The 17,317-nt window shown below is 61.4% G+C and carries 18 protein-coding genes and 2 pseudogenes; 8 read left to right on the top strand and 12 right to left on the bottom strand.

Features of this window, described 5'->3' with window-relative positions; translation table 11 throughout:
* Positions 1-6 precede the first annotated feature (6 nt).
* The 7 genes from ACFQT0_RS01270 to ACFQT0_RS01240 form a co-directional block, all read right to left on the bottom strand.
* Complete coding sequence (locus tag ACFQT0_RS01270) at positions 7-3,267, bottom strand: TonB-dependent receptor (RefSeq protein ID WP_380199728.1); 3,261 nt, start codon at positions 3,265-3,267, stop codon at positions 7-9.
* A 200-nt stretch (positions 3,268-3,467) separates the two neighbouring features.
* Positions 3,468-3,947, bottom strand: a complete 480-nt coding sequence (locus ACFQT0_RS01265) for a FecR family protein (RefSeq protein ID WP_380199726.1) — start codon at positions 3,945-3,947, stop codon at positions 3,468-3,470.
* A 31-nt stretch (positions 3,948-3,978) separates the two neighbouring features.
* Entirely contained in the window at positions 3,979-4,488 is a 510-nt protein-coding gene (locus ACFQT0_RS01260) for a hypothetical protein (RefSeq protein ID WP_380199724.1), read from the bottom strand.
* A 139-nt stretch (positions 4,489-4,627) separates the two neighbouring features.
* On the bottom strand, positions 4,628-5,167 hold the full coding sequence (locus ACFQT0_RS01255) for a sigma-70 family RNA polymerase sigma factor (protein WP_380199722.1): 540 nt from the start codon (positions 5,165-5,167) through the stop codon (positions 4,628-4,630).
* A gap of 363 nt (positions 5,168-5,530) precedes the next feature.
* A complete protein-coding gene (locus ACFQT0_RS01250; protein WP_380199720.1) occupies positions 5,531-6,037 on the bottom strand; it encodes an XrtX-associated membrane protein in 507 nt (168 codons plus the stop codon).
* Positions 6,030-6,404 carry an exosortase X gene (gene xrtX / locus ACFQT0_RS01245; RefSeq protein WP_380199718.1) on the bottom strand — a complete coding sequence of 125 codons (375 nt, stop codon included), beginning with the start codon at positions 6,402-6,404 and terminating at the stop codon, positions 6,030-6,032. Before xrtX ends, ACFQT0_RS01250 begins: the two co-directional genes overlap by 8 nt.
* A 295-nt stretch (positions 6,405-6,699) precedes the next feature.
* Complete coding sequence (locus ACFQT0_RS01240; protein ID WP_380199716.1) at positions 6,700-6,912, bottom strand: PID-CTERM protein-sorting domain-containing protein; 213 nt, start codon at positions 6,910-6,912, stop codon at positions 6,700-6,702.
* 292 nt (positions 6,913-7,204) lie between these two features.
* Here ACFQT0_RS01240 and ACFQT0_RS01235 point away from each other — a divergent pair, with 292 nt between their 5' ends.
* Positions 7,205-8,203, top strand: a complete 999-nt coding sequence (locus ACFQT0_RS01235) for an AAA family ATPase (RefSeq protein WP_380199714.1) — start codon at positions 7,205-7,207, stop codon at positions 8,201-8,203.
* Between the two features lie 179 nt (positions 8,204-8,382).
* Here ACFQT0_RS01235 and ACFQT0_RS01230 read toward each other — a convergent pair whose 3' ends face one another.
* From ACFQT0_RS01230 to ACFQT0_RS01210, 5 genes and pseudogenes are all read right to left on the bottom strand, one after another.
* Positions 8,383-9,393 carry a hypothetical protein gene (locus tag ACFQT0_RS01230; protein ID WP_380199712.1) on the bottom strand — a complete coding sequence of 337 codons (1,011 nt, stop codon included), beginning with the start codon at positions 9,391-9,393 and terminating at the stop codon, positions 8,383-8,385.
* Entirely contained in the window at positions 9,390-10,112 is a 723-nt protein-coding gene (locus ACFQT0_RS01225) for a hypothetical protein (protein ID WP_380199710.1), read from the bottom strand. The genes ACFQT0_RS01230 and ACFQT0_RS01225 overlap by 4 nt, the downstream gene beginning before the upstream one ends.
* Before the next feature lie 271 nt (positions 10,113-10,383).
* Positions 10,384-10,539 (bottom strand): hypothetical protein, encoded by a 156-nt coding sequence (locus ACFQT0_RS01220; RefSeq protein WP_380199708.1) that lies wholly within the window; start codon positions 10,537-10,539, stop codon positions 10,384-10,386.
* Entirely contained in the window at positions 10,539-11,411 is an 873-nt protein-coding gene (gene mnmH / locus ACFQT0_RS01215; RefSeq protein WP_380199706.1) for a tRNA 2-selenouridine(34) synthase MnmH, read from the bottom strand. The genes ACFQT0_RS01220 and mnmH overlap by 1 nt, the downstream gene beginning before the upstream one ends.
* 90 nt (positions 11,412-11,501) lie before the next feature.
* Positions 11,502-12,213 (bottom strand): annotated as a pseudogene (locus tag ACFQT0_RS01210) (pyridoxine 5'-phosphate synthase).
* Positions 12,214-12,475: 262 nt separating this feature from the next.
* Here ACFQT0_RS01210 and ACFQT0_RS01205 point away from each other — a divergent pair.
* From ACFQT0_RS01205 to ACFQT0_RS01175, 7 genes and pseudogenes are all read left to right on the top strand, one after another.
* On the top strand, positions 12,476-12,937 hold the full coding sequence (locus ACFQT0_RS01205) for a GatB/YqeY domain-containing protein (protein WP_380199704.1): 462 nt from the start codon (positions 12,476-12,478) through the stop codon (positions 12,935-12,937).
* Positions 12,938-13,022: 85 nt separating this feature from the next.
* Positions 13,023-13,553: a CvpA family protein gene (locus ACFQT0_RS01200; protein WP_380199702.1), complete on the top strand. Its 531-nt coding sequence runs from the start codon at positions 13,023-13,025 to the stop codon at positions 13,551-13,553.
* An 84-nt stretch (positions 13,554-13,637) separates the two neighbouring features.
* Positions 13,638-14,279 (top strand): anthranilate synthase component II, encoded by a 642-nt coding sequence (locus tag ACFQT0_RS01195; RefSeq protein ID WP_380199700.1) that lies wholly within the window; start codon positions 13,638-13,640, stop codon positions 14,277-14,279.
* Positions 14,245-15,028, top strand: a pseudogene (locus tag ACFQT0_RS01190) (alpha/beta fold hydrolase). The gene ACFQT0_RS01195 and the pseudogene ACFQT0_RS01190 overlap by 35 nt, the downstream one beginning before the upstream one ends.
* A gap of 133 nt (positions 15,029-15,161) precedes the next feature.
* Positions 15,162-15,836 (top strand): CBS domain-containing protein, encoded by a 675-nt coding sequence (locus tag ACFQT0_RS01185; RefSeq protein ID WP_380199698.1) that lies wholly within the window; start codon positions 15,162-15,164, stop codon positions 15,834-15,836.
* A 27-nt stretch (positions 15,837-15,863) separates the two neighbouring features.
* Entirely contained in the window at positions 15,864-16,295 is a 432-nt protein-coding gene (locus ACFQT0_RS01180; RefSeq protein ID WP_380199696.1) for a POTRA domain-containing protein, read from the top strand.
* Entirely contained in the window at positions 16,240-17,304 is a 1,065-nt protein-coding gene (locus ACFQT0_RS01175; RefSeq protein WP_380199694.1) for a hypothetical protein, read from the top strand. The genes ACFQT0_RS01180 and ACFQT0_RS01175 overlap by 56 nt, the downstream gene beginning before the upstream one ends.
* Positions 17,305-17,317: the final 13 nt, after the last annotated feature.

Raw genomic sequence — 17,317 nt, 5'->3', positions numbered from 1 at the left:
CGTACGTTATTTAAAGTTGACATTCAGCCCCAGCGTGACGGTCCGGCTGGTGGGGTACGTGGTGGCTTCGATGCCCGAATCGAGGGGCCCACCGGCTAGCTCCGGCGTGAAGCCGGTGTAATTGGTGACCGTAAACACGTTTTGGGCGGCGGCAAACACGCGCACCGTGCCCAGGTGGGCCCGCTCCAGCAGGGCCGTGGGCAGGGTGTAGCCCAGCACCAGGTTGGTCAGGCGCAGGTAGGAGCCCGACTCCAGGAAGTAGGTCGAGTTGGGCATGTTCGGCACCATGGCTTTGGGGTTGGTATTGGAGGGGTTGGAGGCCGTCCACCGGTCGTTGGCGAAGCTGGCTTCCACGTTGTCGGTGTTGGAGGTGCGCAGCTGCTTTTTGGCGTTGTACACCTTGTTATTCAGGTTGCCCGAAAACACGAACGAGAAGTCCACATTCCGGTAATTCAGGCCCCCGTTGATGCCGTAGTACACCGGCGGCTGGTACGAGCCGAAATAGCGGCGGTCGAGCAAGTCAATCACGCCGTCGCCGTTGCTATCGGCGTATTTCAGGCTGCCAATTTCGCGGGGACCCACCGTGGAACGGGGCGAGTTGGCAATTTCGTCGGCGCTCTGGTACACCCCAATGGCATCGAGCAGGAAGAAGCTACCAGCGGCCACGCCGTTGTCGGACTTGGTCACCAGGTTGGCGCCGCCAAACAGGGCCTGCCCGCCGTTGAGGTTCTCGATGCGGTTGCGGTTGAAGGTCACGTTGGCCCCGAGGCTGTAGCTCCAGTCGGGGCTTCCGCCGAGGGCGGTGCGCCAGGTCAGGGCCGCTTCCACGCCGCGGTTGGTGATGTCGGCGGCGTTGGTGATGTACTGGTTTTCGGGGTCGCCGAAGATGGCCGGGATGTTCACCGGAATCAGGGCGTCGGTGGTGCGCTTGTCGTAGTAAGTCAGCTCACCGGTCAGCCGCTGGTCGAGCAAGCCAAACTCCACGGCCGCGTCGTATTCGGTGGTGGTTTCCCAGGTCACGTTGCGGTCCTTAATCTGCCGGATGGCAGCGCCCAACGTAGGTGTGCCGTTGAAGACGTAGGGAATGTTGGCGTCGGCCGTCAGAATGTAGGTGTCGGCCGGTATCTGGTCGTTGCCGAGCTGGCCAAAGCTGGCGCGCAGCTTCAGGTAGCTCAGGGTGGTGTTGCCTTTCAGAAACTCTTCTTCCGAGACCACCCAGCCCAGGCCGAGCGACGGGAAAAAGCCGTAACGCTCGTCGCGGTTGAACTTCGACGTGCCGTCGTAGCGCAGGTTGGTGGTGAAGAGGTAGCGGTTGTTGAAGGCGTAGTTGATGCGGCCCAGCAGCGAGAGACGGCGGTCCTTGGCGGCGGAGGCATTGTTTTCGGCCGTGTTGGGGTCGCCCGTGTTCAGGTACCACTGGTCGGGGTCGGCGGATACGTTCTTGCGGATGCCCGAAAACTCCGTGCGCAGGCCTTCTTCGGTCACGGTGCCCACGAGCAGCGTCAGGTTGTGCTTGTCGTTGAAGTTGCGCTGGTAGGTGGCCGTGTTCTCCCAGAGGTAGCGGTAGGCATTCACCTGGCTCACGCCCAGGTTGCTGCGGTCGTTCCGCTGGTTGCCGCCCGTCACGAGGAAAGTGGTGGCATTGTTGGCAAACTGGTAGTTATAAGTACGCCGGTTGTCGGCGTTCAAATCCACGTTGATGGCCGAGCGCAGGGTCAGGCCTTCGATGGGTCGCACGTCGAGGCCGATGTTGCCCTGCAGGCGGTTTTCCAGCGACTTGATGTCGTTCTTCTCAATGTCGAGGATGGGGTTGCCCACGTTGCCAAAGGCCGAGGTGTTGCCGTACAGGCCATTGAGTTTGGAGGGAATGACGGGCGCCGCCCGGTAGGCGTTGCCGTAGGCCGTGCCGATGTTCACGTCGCGCGTGTCGGCGTGGCTGAAGGAGGCCTGCGAGCTAATCGTGACCTTTTCCGACAGCTTGAACGAGGTGTTCGAGCGCACCGTCAGGCGCGAGAACTTGTTGTTGATGACCGTGCCGTCGTCCTGCAGCAGGTTGCCCGAGAAGTAGTACCGCACGGCTTCGTTCGCGCCCGACACGGCCAGGTTGTGGTTTTGGTAGGTGCCCCGGCGCAGGATTTCGTCGTACCAGTTGGTGTTACCCGTCGTGGTGGGAATCACCGTGGTGGGCGAGACGTCTTTGAGGTAGCTGGTGTACTGGCTCGCATCGGCCATTTCCACCAGGCGGGCGGCCTGCTTGAAGCCGGCCGTGCCGCTGTAGCTCAAGACGGGCTTGCCCAATGCGCCTTTCTTCGTGGTCACGATAATGACGCCGTTGGCGCCCCGTACCCCGTAAATGGCCGCCGCGGAGGCGTCTTTCAGCACGTCAATAGAGGCGATGTCGGCGTTGCTCAGGTTACGGATGTCGGTGGTTTGCACCCCGTCCACCACGTAGAGCGGCTCGGCCCCGCCCAGCAGGGTGCCCGTGCCCCGGATACGCACCTTGGGCTGGGAGTTCGGGGTGCCGTCGCTGATGATTTGCACGCCGGCCACCTTGCCCTGCAGGGCCTGGGTGGGCGTTTGCACGGGCTGGTTCACGATTTCGGCGCCGTCGACGCGGGCCACGGCGCCGGTCAGGTCCTGCCGGCGCTGGGTGCCGTAGCCCACTACCACTACCTCGCTCAGGGCTTTGGCATCAGGTACCAGCGCCACGTTGATGGTCGTCTGCGTGCCCACCACCACTTCCTGGGAGGTGTAGCCCACGAAGGAAAACACCAGCGTGGTGTTGTCGGGCACCGAGATGGTAAACTTGCCATCCATGTCGGTCTGGGTGCCATTGGAACCGCCTTTGATGACGACATTGACGCCGGGCAGGCCCACGCCTTTTTCGTCCACCACGCGGCCCGTCACGGTGGCGTCAGCCGGTGCTTCGGGCCCGGCCGTGGCCACGGCTGGCCGCAGAATGATGCCGTCGTTCACAAGCTTGTAGCTCACTTGCAGCGGCTCCAGCAACTGGTTGAGCAGTTGAGCCAGCGGCTGGCCCACCGCGTTTACTGACACCCGCCGGCCTGCGCCAATGAGCTGGCGGCTGTACTGAAAGTGCACGTTGGCCTGGGATTCGATTTTGGCCAGGACAGCAGCCATGCGTTCTTCTTTGACTTGCAGCGTGATAGGCTGGTCAAGCACTGGTTGGGCTGGGGCAGCATAGGCCGTTGTCGCGCCGGCCAACAAATACCAAAGCAGAGCCGGCAACACTGCCAAGCGCTTCAAGCGCAGCAGCGATGGTGGGAATTGTAAGAGAGAATTCATACGAAAAGAGGTTAATTATTCAGGGATTACTAGTAGCCAGCAGGCCCCAAGCGACTGGAGCGCGCATGGGGAGCAGCGGTGGGCGGGCGGGGGCCAGTACCGGAATCGATTGCAGGAGTTCATTGGGTAAAGTGAGTGGGTGGGATGAAGTGAAATACGCGTTATTCGGCCAAACAGGGCTGGGCGTGAAACAGGATGCGCCCGTCAGACTTTTCATAGGAAGCCCCCAGGATTTCGCAGATGATGTCGAGTTTCTCAAACAAGGGTTCGGTACCCAGGCTCAGGTTGAGCGTGCAGTTCCGCAGGGCGCTGGTATCGAACTCAATAGCGACCCCATATGCTTTGGCAAGGGCTCCAAGGACTTCCGTCACGGGCCGGTCGTTGAACACGAAAGACTGCGGGGCCAGCAGTACCGGCTTAGCTACCAGTTCGCGCCGCAGCTGTTGCTTAGCCGCGGAGTACACAGCCTGCTGGTTGGGCAGCACCAGCAGGCTGGCGGCGCCGGAGGTTGATGCAGGAGTACGCGGCTGCACTCGCACCTTGCCCGTTCGGACCTGCACCTGTGCTTCCGTTTGCCCGGCGTAAGCCTCTACCCGGAAGCTGGTACCCAGCACAGTGGTAACCACTTGGGCGGTGTACACCAGGAAAGGATGGCTGGCGTCGTGGGAAACTTCAAAAAGCTGCTCCCGTCAGGTAGACGGTGCGGCGAGCCCCCGCAAATGCACGCGGGTACTTGAGCTGGCTGGCCGGCGCCAGGCTCACGACGCTGCCATCGGGCAGGGCCACCCTTACTTCGCTCCGAGAAGTGTTGGCTAAGACCTTCCATTCGGAGTGCTTATTAGGGGCGACTTTGGCGGTGGGCTCGCCCGGGCTCACAGGCTGCTGCCCGAAGTAGAAGCCGGCGACGCCGGCTCCCAGGCCCAGGATGACCATCGCGGCCCAACGCCCGCCCGCCCAGGACTGCCCGCGTGGGGCGCCTGGGGGCCGGGCCTTGGTTTGGTCGGTAATGCGCTGCCAGGTGGTGTCTACCAGCGTGGCCCGCTCCGCCGGCGTTAGCTCAAGTGGCTGCCCGGAGCCCAAGCGGCTGTACCATTCTTCTACCCGTTGGTGTTCGGCGGGCGTGCACTCCCCTAGCTGGTAGCGGTGCAGCAATGCGCGCAATTCCGACTGGTTCGTGGCCATGCTTGAGTGGAGGTTCTGGGCCTATAGTCAAGCAACTCGCCGGCATCCCTAGTCCTTCACGAAAAAGAAGGAAACCGAGGCAGGTTACTGGTTGGAAAACCACAAGGGGGCTTGTGCTAATTGCCTATAAGGAAGTGGATTATGCCAGTGCTAGCAGAACAAGGGGCACCAAAAAATCTTTGAGCGATACGCGCAGCATTTTTAGGGCGCGGGTCAGGTGGTATTCCACTGCCTTGGGCGAGAGACTTAGGCGGAGGGCAATTTGCGGCACGGTTTGGTGCTCGAGGCGGCTGAGTTGAAAAACCGTGCGGGTGTGGGTTGGCATGTGCGCCAGCCCGTTGTTCAGGGCGAGCGACAAGTCGCTGGCCGCTAGTTCTTGCTCGGTGCGGTGGTCGGCTTCGCTCAAGCCACGGGAGTAATCCAGGTAGCAGGCGTGCGTCAACTTGTTTTTTATATGGTTGATAATCCGGTACTTCACCGATGACCACAAGTAGGATTTCAGGCTCTGAATGTCGGCCCTTTCGTGTTTGTGCCAGAGGGCAGCAAACAAATCCTGCACGATTTCCTCGGCCACCTCGCGCGAATTCACCTTCCGGAACGCCTGCTCCAGGAGGGGATATCCGTACCGGTTATAGATTTCTGCAAATGCCAGTTCATCACCGTGCTGCAGGGCTTTCACCAGCGCAGCATCGTCCCAGAGGCCTGCGGCCTTGGGGGAGCAGTGGCATTATTGCTGGCAGAGCGCATCATCTTTCGATAAGTACGGCTCCACTCCAATAAAGTGATACAGGTATTATAAATAGTAAGGATTTTGTTCGGGCAGCTATGGTTTTAGGCCATTAGCTACGCTGGCCAGAGCACCTCGAAGGCTTGAAAGGATTTCGAAGCTAACCGGGCGCAAGTATCACAGGGGCCGCCCGGTGCTGGTTTCGAGATTGCACTACCACGGTTCGTTTGCCGGCCTGGCAGCTGTTTCAGCCCGGTTTCGGCACTGGGAAAAAGCTCCCTTCTCAGAAAAATCTCCTGTGAATAAGCCTTGCACTCAAGCTTTGACGCCCGGCCCAAATCCCGATTTGAAGAGTACCACCAGCGCTGCTACCGGCAGCGGACTCACCACAAAATCCAGCAACTGACGGCTCAACTTGTAGGCCCAGTCCGTGTTGCCCGTGAGCTTGTTCAGGATTACGATGGCCACGTACACGGCCAGCGTGCCCGCGTAGCACTGCAGCACCAGGCGGAACTGTACAGGCGAGGGCAGCAGCATGCGCAGCAGCAGCAGGCAAACGCTCAGGTAGAGCATGGCATAAGTAGCAACTGCCGGGAGCAAGCGTTTGGTGATGCCGCCGTTAACTCCTTGCTGCAGAGCGTCGGCGTACTGCCGCAAGCCGACGGCAGCCAGCATTTTCTGCCAGGAAACCGTGAGAAACTGCAGGATGGACTCGTCGAACACGCCAATGAGCAGCAGCACCACTACCAACAGCCCAACTACTGCCCACTGCGCATGTCCCGCCCAGGCGGAGCTAGTTGAGCTAAACCGAGACTTAAACATTCAAGGCGTTGGGCAGGGCTGGGGAATCGGCAGTGCGGGACGGCAGCGCCAGGCGCCGGGCCCACAGCATCCACAGCCCAAAGATGAAGGCATACACCACGAACGTGAAGGTGTAGTGGTGGTTGAAATCCACCGACTGCTGGGAGTACTGATGGTTGATGGCCAAGGCAGCGACGCGCAGCACGTTGAGGCACCAGATAAGTACAATGCCCGCGGGAATGTACCAGAGCTTGCGCTGCCAGGGTCCCGGAAATGCCACCACAAAGCCCGCAAACAAGACGTAGAGCACCAGTCCGTTGCAGGGCGAGCCGATGATTACGGCCGGCTGTGCGTTCATCATTACCAGGGTGGGGTACTGAGAACTCACCGCGGCTTTGAAGCCCAGCAGCCTGCAGCAGGGCCACGCCCGCCGAGGTAATCTGGCCGCACAGGATGGCATCGAGCCGGCCGTCGGGTTTTAGCCACAGCTCATACCCAAAAAACCACGCGAGAAACAATGCCCCCGCAATCAGCAAAAAACGGTACAGGAGCCGGTTTCCGGCCGGAGCGGGGCTGACAGAAGCAGTAACGGGCATAGACTATTCTAGAAATAACACACAAATTTTATACAAAAAAGCGGCTCTTCCTTTCGGGAGAGCCGCTGGCTATTTTTCTGCTAATCATTAAGCCTTGCGCCGGCGGTTGCGCAGGTGCTTGAGGCCGTAGGCTACGCCGCCGGCCAGCAGCAGGGAAACGCCGCCGTCGATGGGAACGGCCGTGGGGTCTGGAGTGGTACCGGGCGCCGGGCCGCCACTGCCTTGAGCTACAGCTACTGCCGTTGCACCAAGGATGAGTATTAAACTGGGTAGAAATTTATTTAGCAGAACTGATTTCATATAAGCGAACGGAAAGGTTGGGGTAAAACGAACGACGTCTGGTAGAACAAATATAGAAAGAAACTCTAGCAAGCCCAGCCATAAAGGCCAGAGAAACAAGCGCTACTCAAACCAGATATTTTCCAACTACGGTATTGTTGAGCATTTGGTTCTTAAGGTTCTACTGAAATATAGGAGCGTATAAAACTCGAGGTCTCCTGGCGCTGGGGCCGGGCCCTGGCGTGGGGCTTTGCTGGTGCCGCACCCGGGCTACGTGCTACCTTGCGTCTGTCCTTATTGCCCGTTCCTGCCCATGCTTCCCGCTTCTGACCCTTCTGTTCCCTCGGCTGCTCCCGTCGATTACCACCCGCTCATTCGCCAGGTATTTGCCGAGATGGGCAAGGTGGTGGTGGGCCAGCAGCAGCTGCTCACGCGCCTGCTCATCGGCCTGTTTACGGGCGGGCACATTCTGCTCGAAGGCGTGCCGGGCCTGGCCAAGACCCTGACCATTTCCACCCTGGCCAAGGTGCTGCACCTCAACTTTCAGCGCGTGCAGTTCACGCCCGACCTGCTGCCGTCGGACCTGGTGGGCACCATGATTTACAACCAGAACCAATCGGTATTTGAGGTAAAGAAGGGGCCGATTTTCGCCAACCTCGTGCTAGCCGACGAAATCAACCGCTCGCCGGCCAAGGTGCAAAGCGCCCTGCTCGAAGCCATGCAGGAAAAGCAGGTGACCATCGGCGAAACCACTTACCCGCTGGATTTGCCGTTTCTGGTGCTGGCCACGCAGAACCCCGTGGAGCAGGAAGGCACCTACCCGCTGCCCGAAGCCCAGGTCGACCGCTTCATGCTGAAAGTGCACGTCGATTACCTCAAGAAAGCCGACGAACTCGAGGTGATGCGCCGTATGGCCAACCTCAGCTTTGTGGAAGACGTGCAGCCCGTGCTCACCCAGGCCGATATTTTCGGCATCCGCCAGCAAATCAACCAGGTACAGATTTCTGAGACGTTGGAGAAGTACCTCATTGAGCTGGTATTTGCCACCCGCCGCCCCGCCGACTACGACTTGCCCGAGTTTGGCCAAGCCGTGCAGTTTGGGGCCAGTCCGCGGGCCAGCATTGCCCTGCACCGCGCTTCCAAAGCCGTGGCCTACCTCGAAGGCCGCGACTACGTGCTACCCGAAGACATCAAAGAAGTGGCCGCCGACGTGCTCAACCACCGCATCCTGCTCACCTACGAAGCCGAAGCCGACGGCATCCGCACGCAGGACCTGATTGAAGCCATTCTGCGGAAAGTACCCATCAGCTAAGTCGTTCAAAGTGTTGCTAAGAAGTTGTTGGCAATGAAGCCAATAGAAAGGGCTGACCAAATGGTCAGCCCTTTCTGTTTTTTGAAATTATAGAAGTGCTTAGTCTATCACCACGCGCTTTACGACCAGGTCGTCGCCGGCTTTTAGCTGCAGCGAATACACGCCGGTGGCCAGACCGCTCACGTTGAACTCGGCGTTGCCGCCCGCGGCGGGCAAGTTGGCTGGCGCTGCTGTACCACTTGGCCCAGGGCATTGCTGAGCGTGGCCGTTGCGGTGTGGAGCCGGCCAGCGGGCACGCCCAGCGTGAAGCGGCCGTGCGCCGGATTGGGCGATAAGCTCACGGTGGCCGCCAGGGCCTCATTGCGGGTGGCCGTCACGACGCGCACCTGCACGTTATCGATGCCGATGTCGTCGTCGCCGAAGTCTGAGGTGGCCAGGAACCGCACCACAGTAGTGGCGGAGCTGCTGGCAATGCTCACCGTTTTGTTGGTGAAAGTGCTGTTGTTAAGCGCCTTCAGGACGGACTTGCCGAAGGTGGCCCCGCCGTCGGTGCTCACGCGCACAACCAGCGAGTCCTGCCCGCTGGGGTTGATGTAGTCGAAGCTGAGCACCTTGTTGCCAGTGCCGCTCATGTTGAGGTACAAGTCGAGCTTGCCCTGCAGCCCTTTTTCGGCCCCGAAGGTGTGGAAGCGCGCCGAGTGGGCGCCCACGCTGGACCGAATCACATACGGAGGCGTGGGGAAATCCGGCGTGGGGGATTCGTTGGGCTGGTATTGCCAGCCGCCTGAGGCAAAGCCGTCGTCTTCGCGGCGCCAGGAGTCGTCGCCCGTGGCCGGGGTGTTGCGCCAGTTGGCCGTGGGCAAGTCCCGCGTGCTGAGCCCGTTGACCCACGGCCCTTCGAAGCTCTCGGTGTAAGGCAGCGCGGCATAGGCCGCCGCCTGTGGCGTGCCCGTGGTGAGGGCCCGCCCGGCCAGCAAGGTGCTCGTGATGCCCCCGGCGCACACGCTTTGCAGCGTGATATTATACACGGTGCCGGGCGTGAGGCCCGTAATGGTAATCGGCGAAGTGGTCGGGCCCGGGCTCAGCGTTTGCGGCGCGCCGCCGGCGCTGTAGGCCACGCTGTAGCTCACGTTGTTGACCCCCGGCGTGAAGGCGAGCTGAATGGTGGTATTGGTGGTGGTCACGGTCACGGCCGTGGGGCTGCCGCAGGGGGCGCCGGCACAAAGCGGTAGGTGCGGCCGGCATCGGGCGGCACCGTGCCCCGGTAGTTATGGGCCGAAGTGGTGTAGTTGCCCGTGATGAACGTGGTAGCGCTCCACGCCGCGCTGGAGGTTTTGTTGGACAAGACGGTTTCGCCGTCGGCCGTGCCTTTCAGCCCCACTACTGCAAACCGGAAGTCGTCGGGGTTGGGGCCCTTGGTGGTGGGGCCGTACACAAACTCCACCACGTTGGTGGTTTCGTAGAGCTTGAGCTGAAAGTTCATCGAGCTGTACTGCAGGTCGTACTCGAGCGTCTTGTCGGCCACATTTTTCCACTGAATGGTGCACACGCGGTTGGGCGACGTGCCTGTGGTGGCCACGCGGTACTCGGCGCCGCCGGTGGCTGAGCCGGCCGTGAGGTCGAAGTTGAACGGCGCCAGAATGTTCACATCGGCCGGGTTCGGGCTGGCAATGGGGTCAATTTCGGGCGCATTGACATCTTCCGGCAAAAACATGTTGGCGGCCGACGGCGCCGTGGCCCCCAGCTTCACAAAGCCGTTGGTGTTGAGCACGAACTGCGTGAAGTTCTGGCCGTTGTAGCTGAACGTGAAGCCAATGGGCTGCGCCGCCGAATTGGCGTTGTCGGTATTAGCCGTGGCGATGGCCGTGCCCGAGGCTGCCAAATCGGTGTAGGTGGAAGCCACCGTCACCGCATTGGCGGGGGCATAATTGTTGGGCTTGCGCCGCGAAGGGCAGCAGCGCCACCGGCATCCACCGGCTGGCGTTTTTCAGCCGGGCTTGTAAACGTGTAAGCATGGAAAGAGGAGAAGTGGAAAATAGCAGGGCAATGGAAGGAACGCCAAATAATCCGCGCCGCACAAAGGCGGCCGGAAGAGCCTGACGCGCAGACAATATAGGGTATTCGCCGGCAACGCCCGGCTCGGGCGCGGTGCCTGAAACGCCAAAGCGAAACCGTCTGGTTTAGTTGGGCTGGAGGCTGGCTTGCAGCAGGGCCGCGGCGTTTTCCAGCGGGTCGCAGGAGCTCACCGGCACAAAGGTGCGGGCGGGCTCGCCGGGCCGTTGGGCCAAGCCGTAGGTATAGGTCTTGTCGTAATAATCGAGCACCAGCTCCACCATCAGGGGAAGTCGCGGGCGGTCACGGCGTCCAGGGCCTGCTGGGTGGCCAGGCCGCCCAGGCGTTTGTGCAGCCGCTCGATGGCGGCGGCCAGCTCGGCCGGGTCTTCGGCGCCGTACTCGGCGGCCAGCTTGGCCACCCGGGCGGCGCGGGGCACCTCCAGCACCCAGCGCGAGGCCGTGCGCAGCTGACCAAACAAGGCCGGCGGAATGGTGAGCCGCCCAATCTGCCGGCTCTCGTCTTCTACCCACACCGGGGCATCGGTGGGCAGGGTGGCTATCACGGCCGCCAGGTTGTTCTCAAACTGTTCCTGTGTGGGTTGAGCCGGCTGCCCGATGGACCCAAACGCGGAGCCTTTGTGATTGGCCAGGCCCTCGAGGTCGAGCACGGGCTCGGCGTGGGGCGCGGCCGCCAGCGCGTGCAGCACGTCGGTTTTGCCGCTGCCGGTGAGGCCGCCCAGCACGCGCCAGTCGCGCGGCGCGTCGAACGAGGCCAGCACGTCGCGCCGGTACTCCTTGTAGCCTTTATCCAGCAGGTGCACCCGGAAGCCGGCCAGCTCCAGCAGCCACATCACGGCCCCGCTGCGCATGCCGCCGCGCCAGCAGTGCAGGCGCACTTCCTTGCCCTGGGCCAGCTTCTGGGCCTGTTTGGCCATCGCCGACATCTTCGGGCCGAAGAATTCCAGGCCCAGGTGCACGGCCCGGTCCTGGCTCACCTGCTTGTAGGTGGTGCCGATGCGGGCGCGTTCCTCGTCGGTAAACAGCGGCAGGTTGAGCGCGCCCGGCACGTGGCCCTGGGCAAATTCAATCGGGGCCCGCACGTCGAGAATGGGGTAGGGCAGGGCCTGAAATTCGGCCAGGGTAAGACGGGGCATAGTTGTAATAAATAGTTATCAGTGAGCAGTTAACAGTGAGCAGTGAAAAATTGGCCACCCACTGTTAACTACTCACTGATAATTGATAACTTATTTAAGCTGACGCTTATAGAGTTGAATGGTATTCTCAAGTCCCAGGTAAATGGCGTCGCACACCAGCGCGTGGCCGATGCTGACCTCGGCCAGCTCGGGCCTGCTGCTTGAGCCAGGCCAGGTTGTCGAGGTCGAGGTCGTGGCCGGCGTTCACGCCCAGACCCAATTGGCCGGCGCGGGCGGCGGCGGCGCGGTATGGTACTACGGCCCGCTCGCGGTCGGCGAAGTACTGCTGGGCGTAGGCTTCGGTGTACAGCTCAATTCGGTCGGTGCCGGTGGTTACGGCGGCTTCAACCAGAGCCAGGTCCGGGTCGAGGAAGATGCTCACCCGGCAACCCAGCGACTTGAGCTCGGCCACCACGTCGCGCAGGTAGTCCTGGTGTTTGATAACGTCCCAACCTGCGTTGGAGGTGATGGCGTCGGGCGCATCGGGCACCAGCGTCACCTGCTCGGGCCGCACCTCGCGCACCAGGTCCAGGAAATCGGGCGTGGGGTTGCCTTCCACGTTCAGCTCGGTGGTCACGATGGGCTTGAGGTCGCGCACGTCCTGGTAGCGGATATGGCGCTCGTCGGGCCGCGGGTGCACCGTGATGCCTTCGGCGCCGAACCGCTCAATGTCGCGGGCCGCCTGCAGAATGTTGGGCCGGTTGTGGCCCCGGGCGTTGCGCAGGGTGGCCAGTTTGTTGATGTTGACGCTGAGCTTGGTCATGGATTTAGGGTGTGGGGGCAGGAGGGCAGGAGGGTGCGGGGTAGAAGTGCAGCAGGGTAGGAGGAGCGTTTGTCATCCTGAGCGTAGCGAAGGACCTTCTTACGATGAAACTGTTTGCAGTATCTCAACCGGCGCAGCCGTAATAAGGTCCTTCGCTACGCTCAGGATGACAACCGGGGCCGTAGCTTCGGGGCGAAATTACGCCTTCCCCACGCCTTCCTACCCGCACACCCGCACACCCTCATACCCTAACTAACGTCTCATGCTCAAAGACACCATCGACGCCGCCATCAAGCAAGCCATGCTGGCCAAAGACAAAGTGCGCCTCACCACCCTGCGCAGTATCAAGTCGCAGATTATGCTGGCCGAAACCGCCGAAGGTGCCCACGGCACCACCCTAACCCCCGAGGCCGAGCTGAAGATGCTCAACAAAGCCGCCAAGCAGCGCCGCGATGCCGCTGCCATCTACAAAGAGCAGTTCCGCTCCGAACTGGAAGAAAACGAGCTGGCCGAGCTGGCCATCATCGAAGAATTCCTGCCCCAGCAGCTTTCCGAAGCCGATTTGGTGGAGCGCCTCGTGCACATCATCCAGCGCGTAGGTGCCCAAGGCCCTTCCGACTTGGGCAAGGTGATGGGCGTAGCTGCCCGCGAGCTGTCCGGCCAGGCCGACGGCAAGCGCATCTCCGACGTGCTCAGCCACTTGCTCAACAACACCAACCTGTAATCAATGAGGAATTGGGAATGAGGAATGAAGAACTGGCCCAACGACTAATTCTTCATTCCTCATTCCCAATTCCTCATTCAACAATATGACTGCCCTCGACATTCTGCTTCTACTCCCTATTGGCATTGGGGCAGTCAAGGGCTTTCGGCGTGGCCTGGTGCTGGAGGCGGTTTCGCTGCTGGCCTTTGTGCTGGCGGTGGTGGGTGGGCTTAGCTTGCTGTCGGCGGCCGTGCCGCTGGTGCGGCACTACGTGGGCAGCGCCTTCGGCATGCTGCCGTTGGTGTCGTTTGCGCTGGTGTTCGTGGCCATTATGTGGGGCGTGCACCTGCTTGGTGGGCTGCTGAAAACCGCCGTGCACCTCACCCCGCTGGGCATCCTGGACAATTTGCTGGGCGGTGCGGCCGGCGTCGTTAAGTGGGTGTTGGGCCTGAGCCTGCTGCTGCACGGCACCGGGCTGGCAGGCCTGCACCTGCTCTCGCCCCACCTCGTGGCCGACTCGCAGGTGCTGCCCATCGTGCAGCAGGCCACACCAGTAGCGCTGGAGCTCACGGGCTACGTGCTGCCTTTTGCCCAGGGCCTGCTGGTGAAAATCAAAACCGCGTTTGTGAAGGGTTGAACTTTGAGTGATGAGTGTTAAATGAATTCCTCCGACATTCTACTTTAACTCAGCATTCAACCCTCAAAATTCAACCCTTCAGGAATGCGCCTGCTGCTGCTCGACAATTTCGACTCCTTCACCTTCACCCTGGCCGATTACCTGCGTCAGCTCGGGGCCGAGGTGGTGGTGCGCCGCAACGACGTGCCCTTGCTTGAGCTACAGGTGCTGGAGTTTGACGGCATTGTGCTGTCGCCCGGCCCCGGCACCCCCGCGCAGGCCGGGGTGATGCCCGCCGTTATTCAGGCCTATTACCAGCTCAAGCCCATGCTGGGCGTGTGCCTGGGCCACCAGGCGCTGGGCGAGTTCTTCGGGGGCACCGTGGTGCGGGCGGCGCGGCCCATGCACGGCAAAGTAACCGAGATGCGCTGCGATACCAGCGACGGGCTTTTTGCGGGGCTACCAGCTACCCAGCAAGTCACCCGCTACCACTCGCTTATTCTCAGCGAGCCCCTGCCGGCCGAAGTGCTCCCGCTGGCCCACACCACCGGCCCCATGCCCGAACTGATGGCCTTGCGTCACCGCACGTTGCCGCTCTACGGGGTGCAGTTTCATCCCGAAGCCCTGCTTACCCCGCACGGGCTGGCAATTTTGGCCAATTGGCTCCATTGTTGTATCATTGCCAAAACGCCGGGATTTGACGAGAAACGAGATGGAATTGCACCGCCAGCACCAGCAAGGGTATGAGTTTGTAGACGAGGGCCGTGGCCCCGTGCTATTGCTGCTGCATGGCCTGTTTGGTGCCCTGAGCAACTGGGAAGACGTAGTGCAGGAGTTTGCCCAGGACCACCGCGTCATCATCCCGCTGCTGCCCATCTACGACATGCCCCTGACCCAGGCCGGGGTGCCAGGCCTCGTCGCTTACGTCGAAGGCTTCGTGGCGGCCCTGCGTCTGCCGGCGGAGTTCACGGTGCTCGGCAATTCGCTCGGCGGCCACATTGCCCTGGTTTACGCCCTGAAAAACGCCGAACGGGTCAACCGCCTGGTGCTCACCGGCAGCAGCGGCTTGTTCGAAAACAGCATGGGCGCGTCCTTCCCCAAGCGTGGCAACTACGCTTATGTGCAGGAGCGGGTGGGTTTTACCTTCTACGACCCTACCGTGGCCACCCAGGAGTTGGTAGACGAAGTGTTCAACGTCACCAATTCCAATTCCAAGTGCCTGCGCATCATCGCCATTGCCCGCTCCGCGCAGCGCCATAACCTGAGCAAGGAGCTGACCAAAATCACGGTGCCCGTGCTGCTGGTGTGGGGCCTGAACGATACCATCACCCCGCCGCCCGTCGCCCACGAATTTGCGCGCCTGTTGCCCCAGGCCGAGCCTGCGCTTCCTCGACCACTGCTGCCACGCCCCCATGATGGAGCGTCCGGCCGGGTTCAATGCCCACTTGCGCCGGTTTCTGCGTACTACCGAAACGGCTCCCGCCGTGGCCGCCTAACAGCCGGTTATCATTCTGCCGGCTCAGTTGTTGTTCTCTATGCCGCCGCCCGTTTACGGCGGGCCTTATGCCTTTCCACTATCCATTTTGCCACGCTAGCTCTATCCCCCGGCATTCCTAATTACTGAAGTATATGCCCGCCCTGCTCGCCGAAGATTTACTCAACGAAATGATTCCGCCTCTGAAGGGCACCGATTCGGCGGGCAAAGCAGCACGCTGGCTCGAGGAATTTCACGTGGCTCAACTGCCCGTGCTCGACAACCGCCACTACCGCGGCCTCGTCACCGAATCCGACCTGGCCGATTTCGACGACCCCGAAACCCTGCTCTCCGAGCTTTCGCTGGGCTACGCCGACGCTTACGTGCGCCCCGACCAGCACTTTTACCGGGTAATGGAGCTGGCCATCGAAAATAAAATTCAGCTGGTGCCCGTCGTGGATGAGCGGCAGGAGTACGCCGGCGTCGTGACCATTGCCGACGCGCTGGCCGCCTTTGGGCAGCAGCCGGCCGGCGGGCAGGGCGGCATCATCGTCCTCTCCATGGAAGAGCGGGACTATTCGCTTACCCAAATCAGCCGCTACGTTGAAGAGAACAACGCCAAAATCGTCAGTGCCCTCGTGGCCCAGGACGAAGTAGACCCCTACCGCATCCGCCTCACGCTGAAGCTCAATACCGATAATGTGGCCCGCATCATCGCTACCCTGGAACGGTTTGGGTACGTAGTAACGGCCCAGTTCAACGGCACGGCCGTGGCCAACGAAGACGAGCAGGAGCGTTACGACAGCTTACTGCGGTACTTGAATGTTTAGTAGCGGGTGCTGAGAGTTCTGTTGTCGTTGCAGCTGCTGTTGGCCAGTGTTGGGATTGGGCTGGCCCAGTCCGCTGACACGTTGACTGTTCCGTTGCGCCCCATCGTAGCGCCGGCCGATACGTTGGTGCGCATCGTGCCCTGCCCAGGAGTGCTTCGGGCGGCGGTGGGCACCATCATATTTGCGGGCAATGCCGTAACCAAGGAGCGTATCCTGCGCGCCGAGCTGGATTTTGACGAGGGCGACACCCTTACGCTTGCGGACCTGCCCGCCCGGCTCGAAGCCAACCGCAGCCGGTTGTTCAACCTGCAGCTTTTCCACGCGGTGGTGGCTCAAGCCAGCCTGCGCTACGGGCCGGCTCATCGTCGTGTTTGGGGTTCAGGAGCGGTGGTACACCTTTCCCGTGCCCATTTTCTCGCTGGCCGACCGCAACCTGCGCTCGTGGAGCGAGCGCACTGACCGCTGGCGCCGCGTCGACTACGGCCTGCACGTGGTGCGCAACAACTTCCGGGGCCGCAACGAGCAGGTAATGGCCAACCTCCAGTTGGGCTTCAACCGCAAATACGAGCTGTTTTACGAAGCGCCTGGCCTGGGCACCTATCGCCGCATCGGGCTGGGAGTCGGGGCCTCGTTTTACCAGAGCCGCACCGTCGACTACATCACCCGGGCCGACCGGCTGGTGCCCGCAGCATCCGACACCGGCTTCCCGATTCAGCGGTTTTACGCCACGGCTGGGCTCCGCTTTCGGCATACCGTCCAGTTTCGCACGGCCCTCGATGCCTCGTACCACCGCGAACGAATTACGGATTCCATCAACTATTACAACCCCAACTACTACCAGGGCCGTACCCAGCGCGAGTTCCTCGACCTGACCCTGACCAGCACCCGCAACCAGCGCAACACCTTCGCTTACCCGCTCACCGGGCAGTACGCCCAGGTACGACTAACGCACCGTGTTTTTCTGGATGCCGTCACGCCCAGCCTCACCACGTTGCGGTTGAGCTACGCCCGCTACCGGGCCTTGGGCCATGGCTTCTACTACACGCTCGGACTCCGGGGCCAGGCCCGCCTTACCCGCCGCCTGGCCTATGCCGACACCCGGGCGCTGGGGTATGAAGACCTGGTGCGGGGCTACGACGAATACGTAATCGATGGCCGGCACTACGGCCTGGCGCAGCAAGGCTTGTCCTACCGCCTGTTCCACCCCGAGCCCATCCGCGTGCAATCGGTCGACAATCCCAAAATCAACACTATTCCGTTAGCGCTCTACCTGAATATCTTTGCCGATGCCGGTTATGTAGTAGCGCCCGGCGCTTTGCCTCAAAACCGGCTTCCTAACCAATTCTTGCGCTCCATTGGCCTGGGGCTGCACCTGGTCACGTATTACGACCGGGTATTCACCGCCGAATACACCTTGAACGGGTTGGGCCAAACCGGGTATTTTTTCCGGGCTGAATTCCCGATTTAACCGTTTGGCCGCG

It is taken from the genome of Hymenobacter humi (assembly GCF_042665855.1).
In the GTDB taxonomy this organism is placed as follows: domain Bacteria; phylum Bacteroidota; class Bacteroidia; order Cytophagales; family Hymenobacteraceae; genus Hymenobacter; species Hymenobacter humi.
Note: the sequence above shows the minus strand (reverse complement) of the source record. Positions and strands in the feature narration are given on the sequence as shown.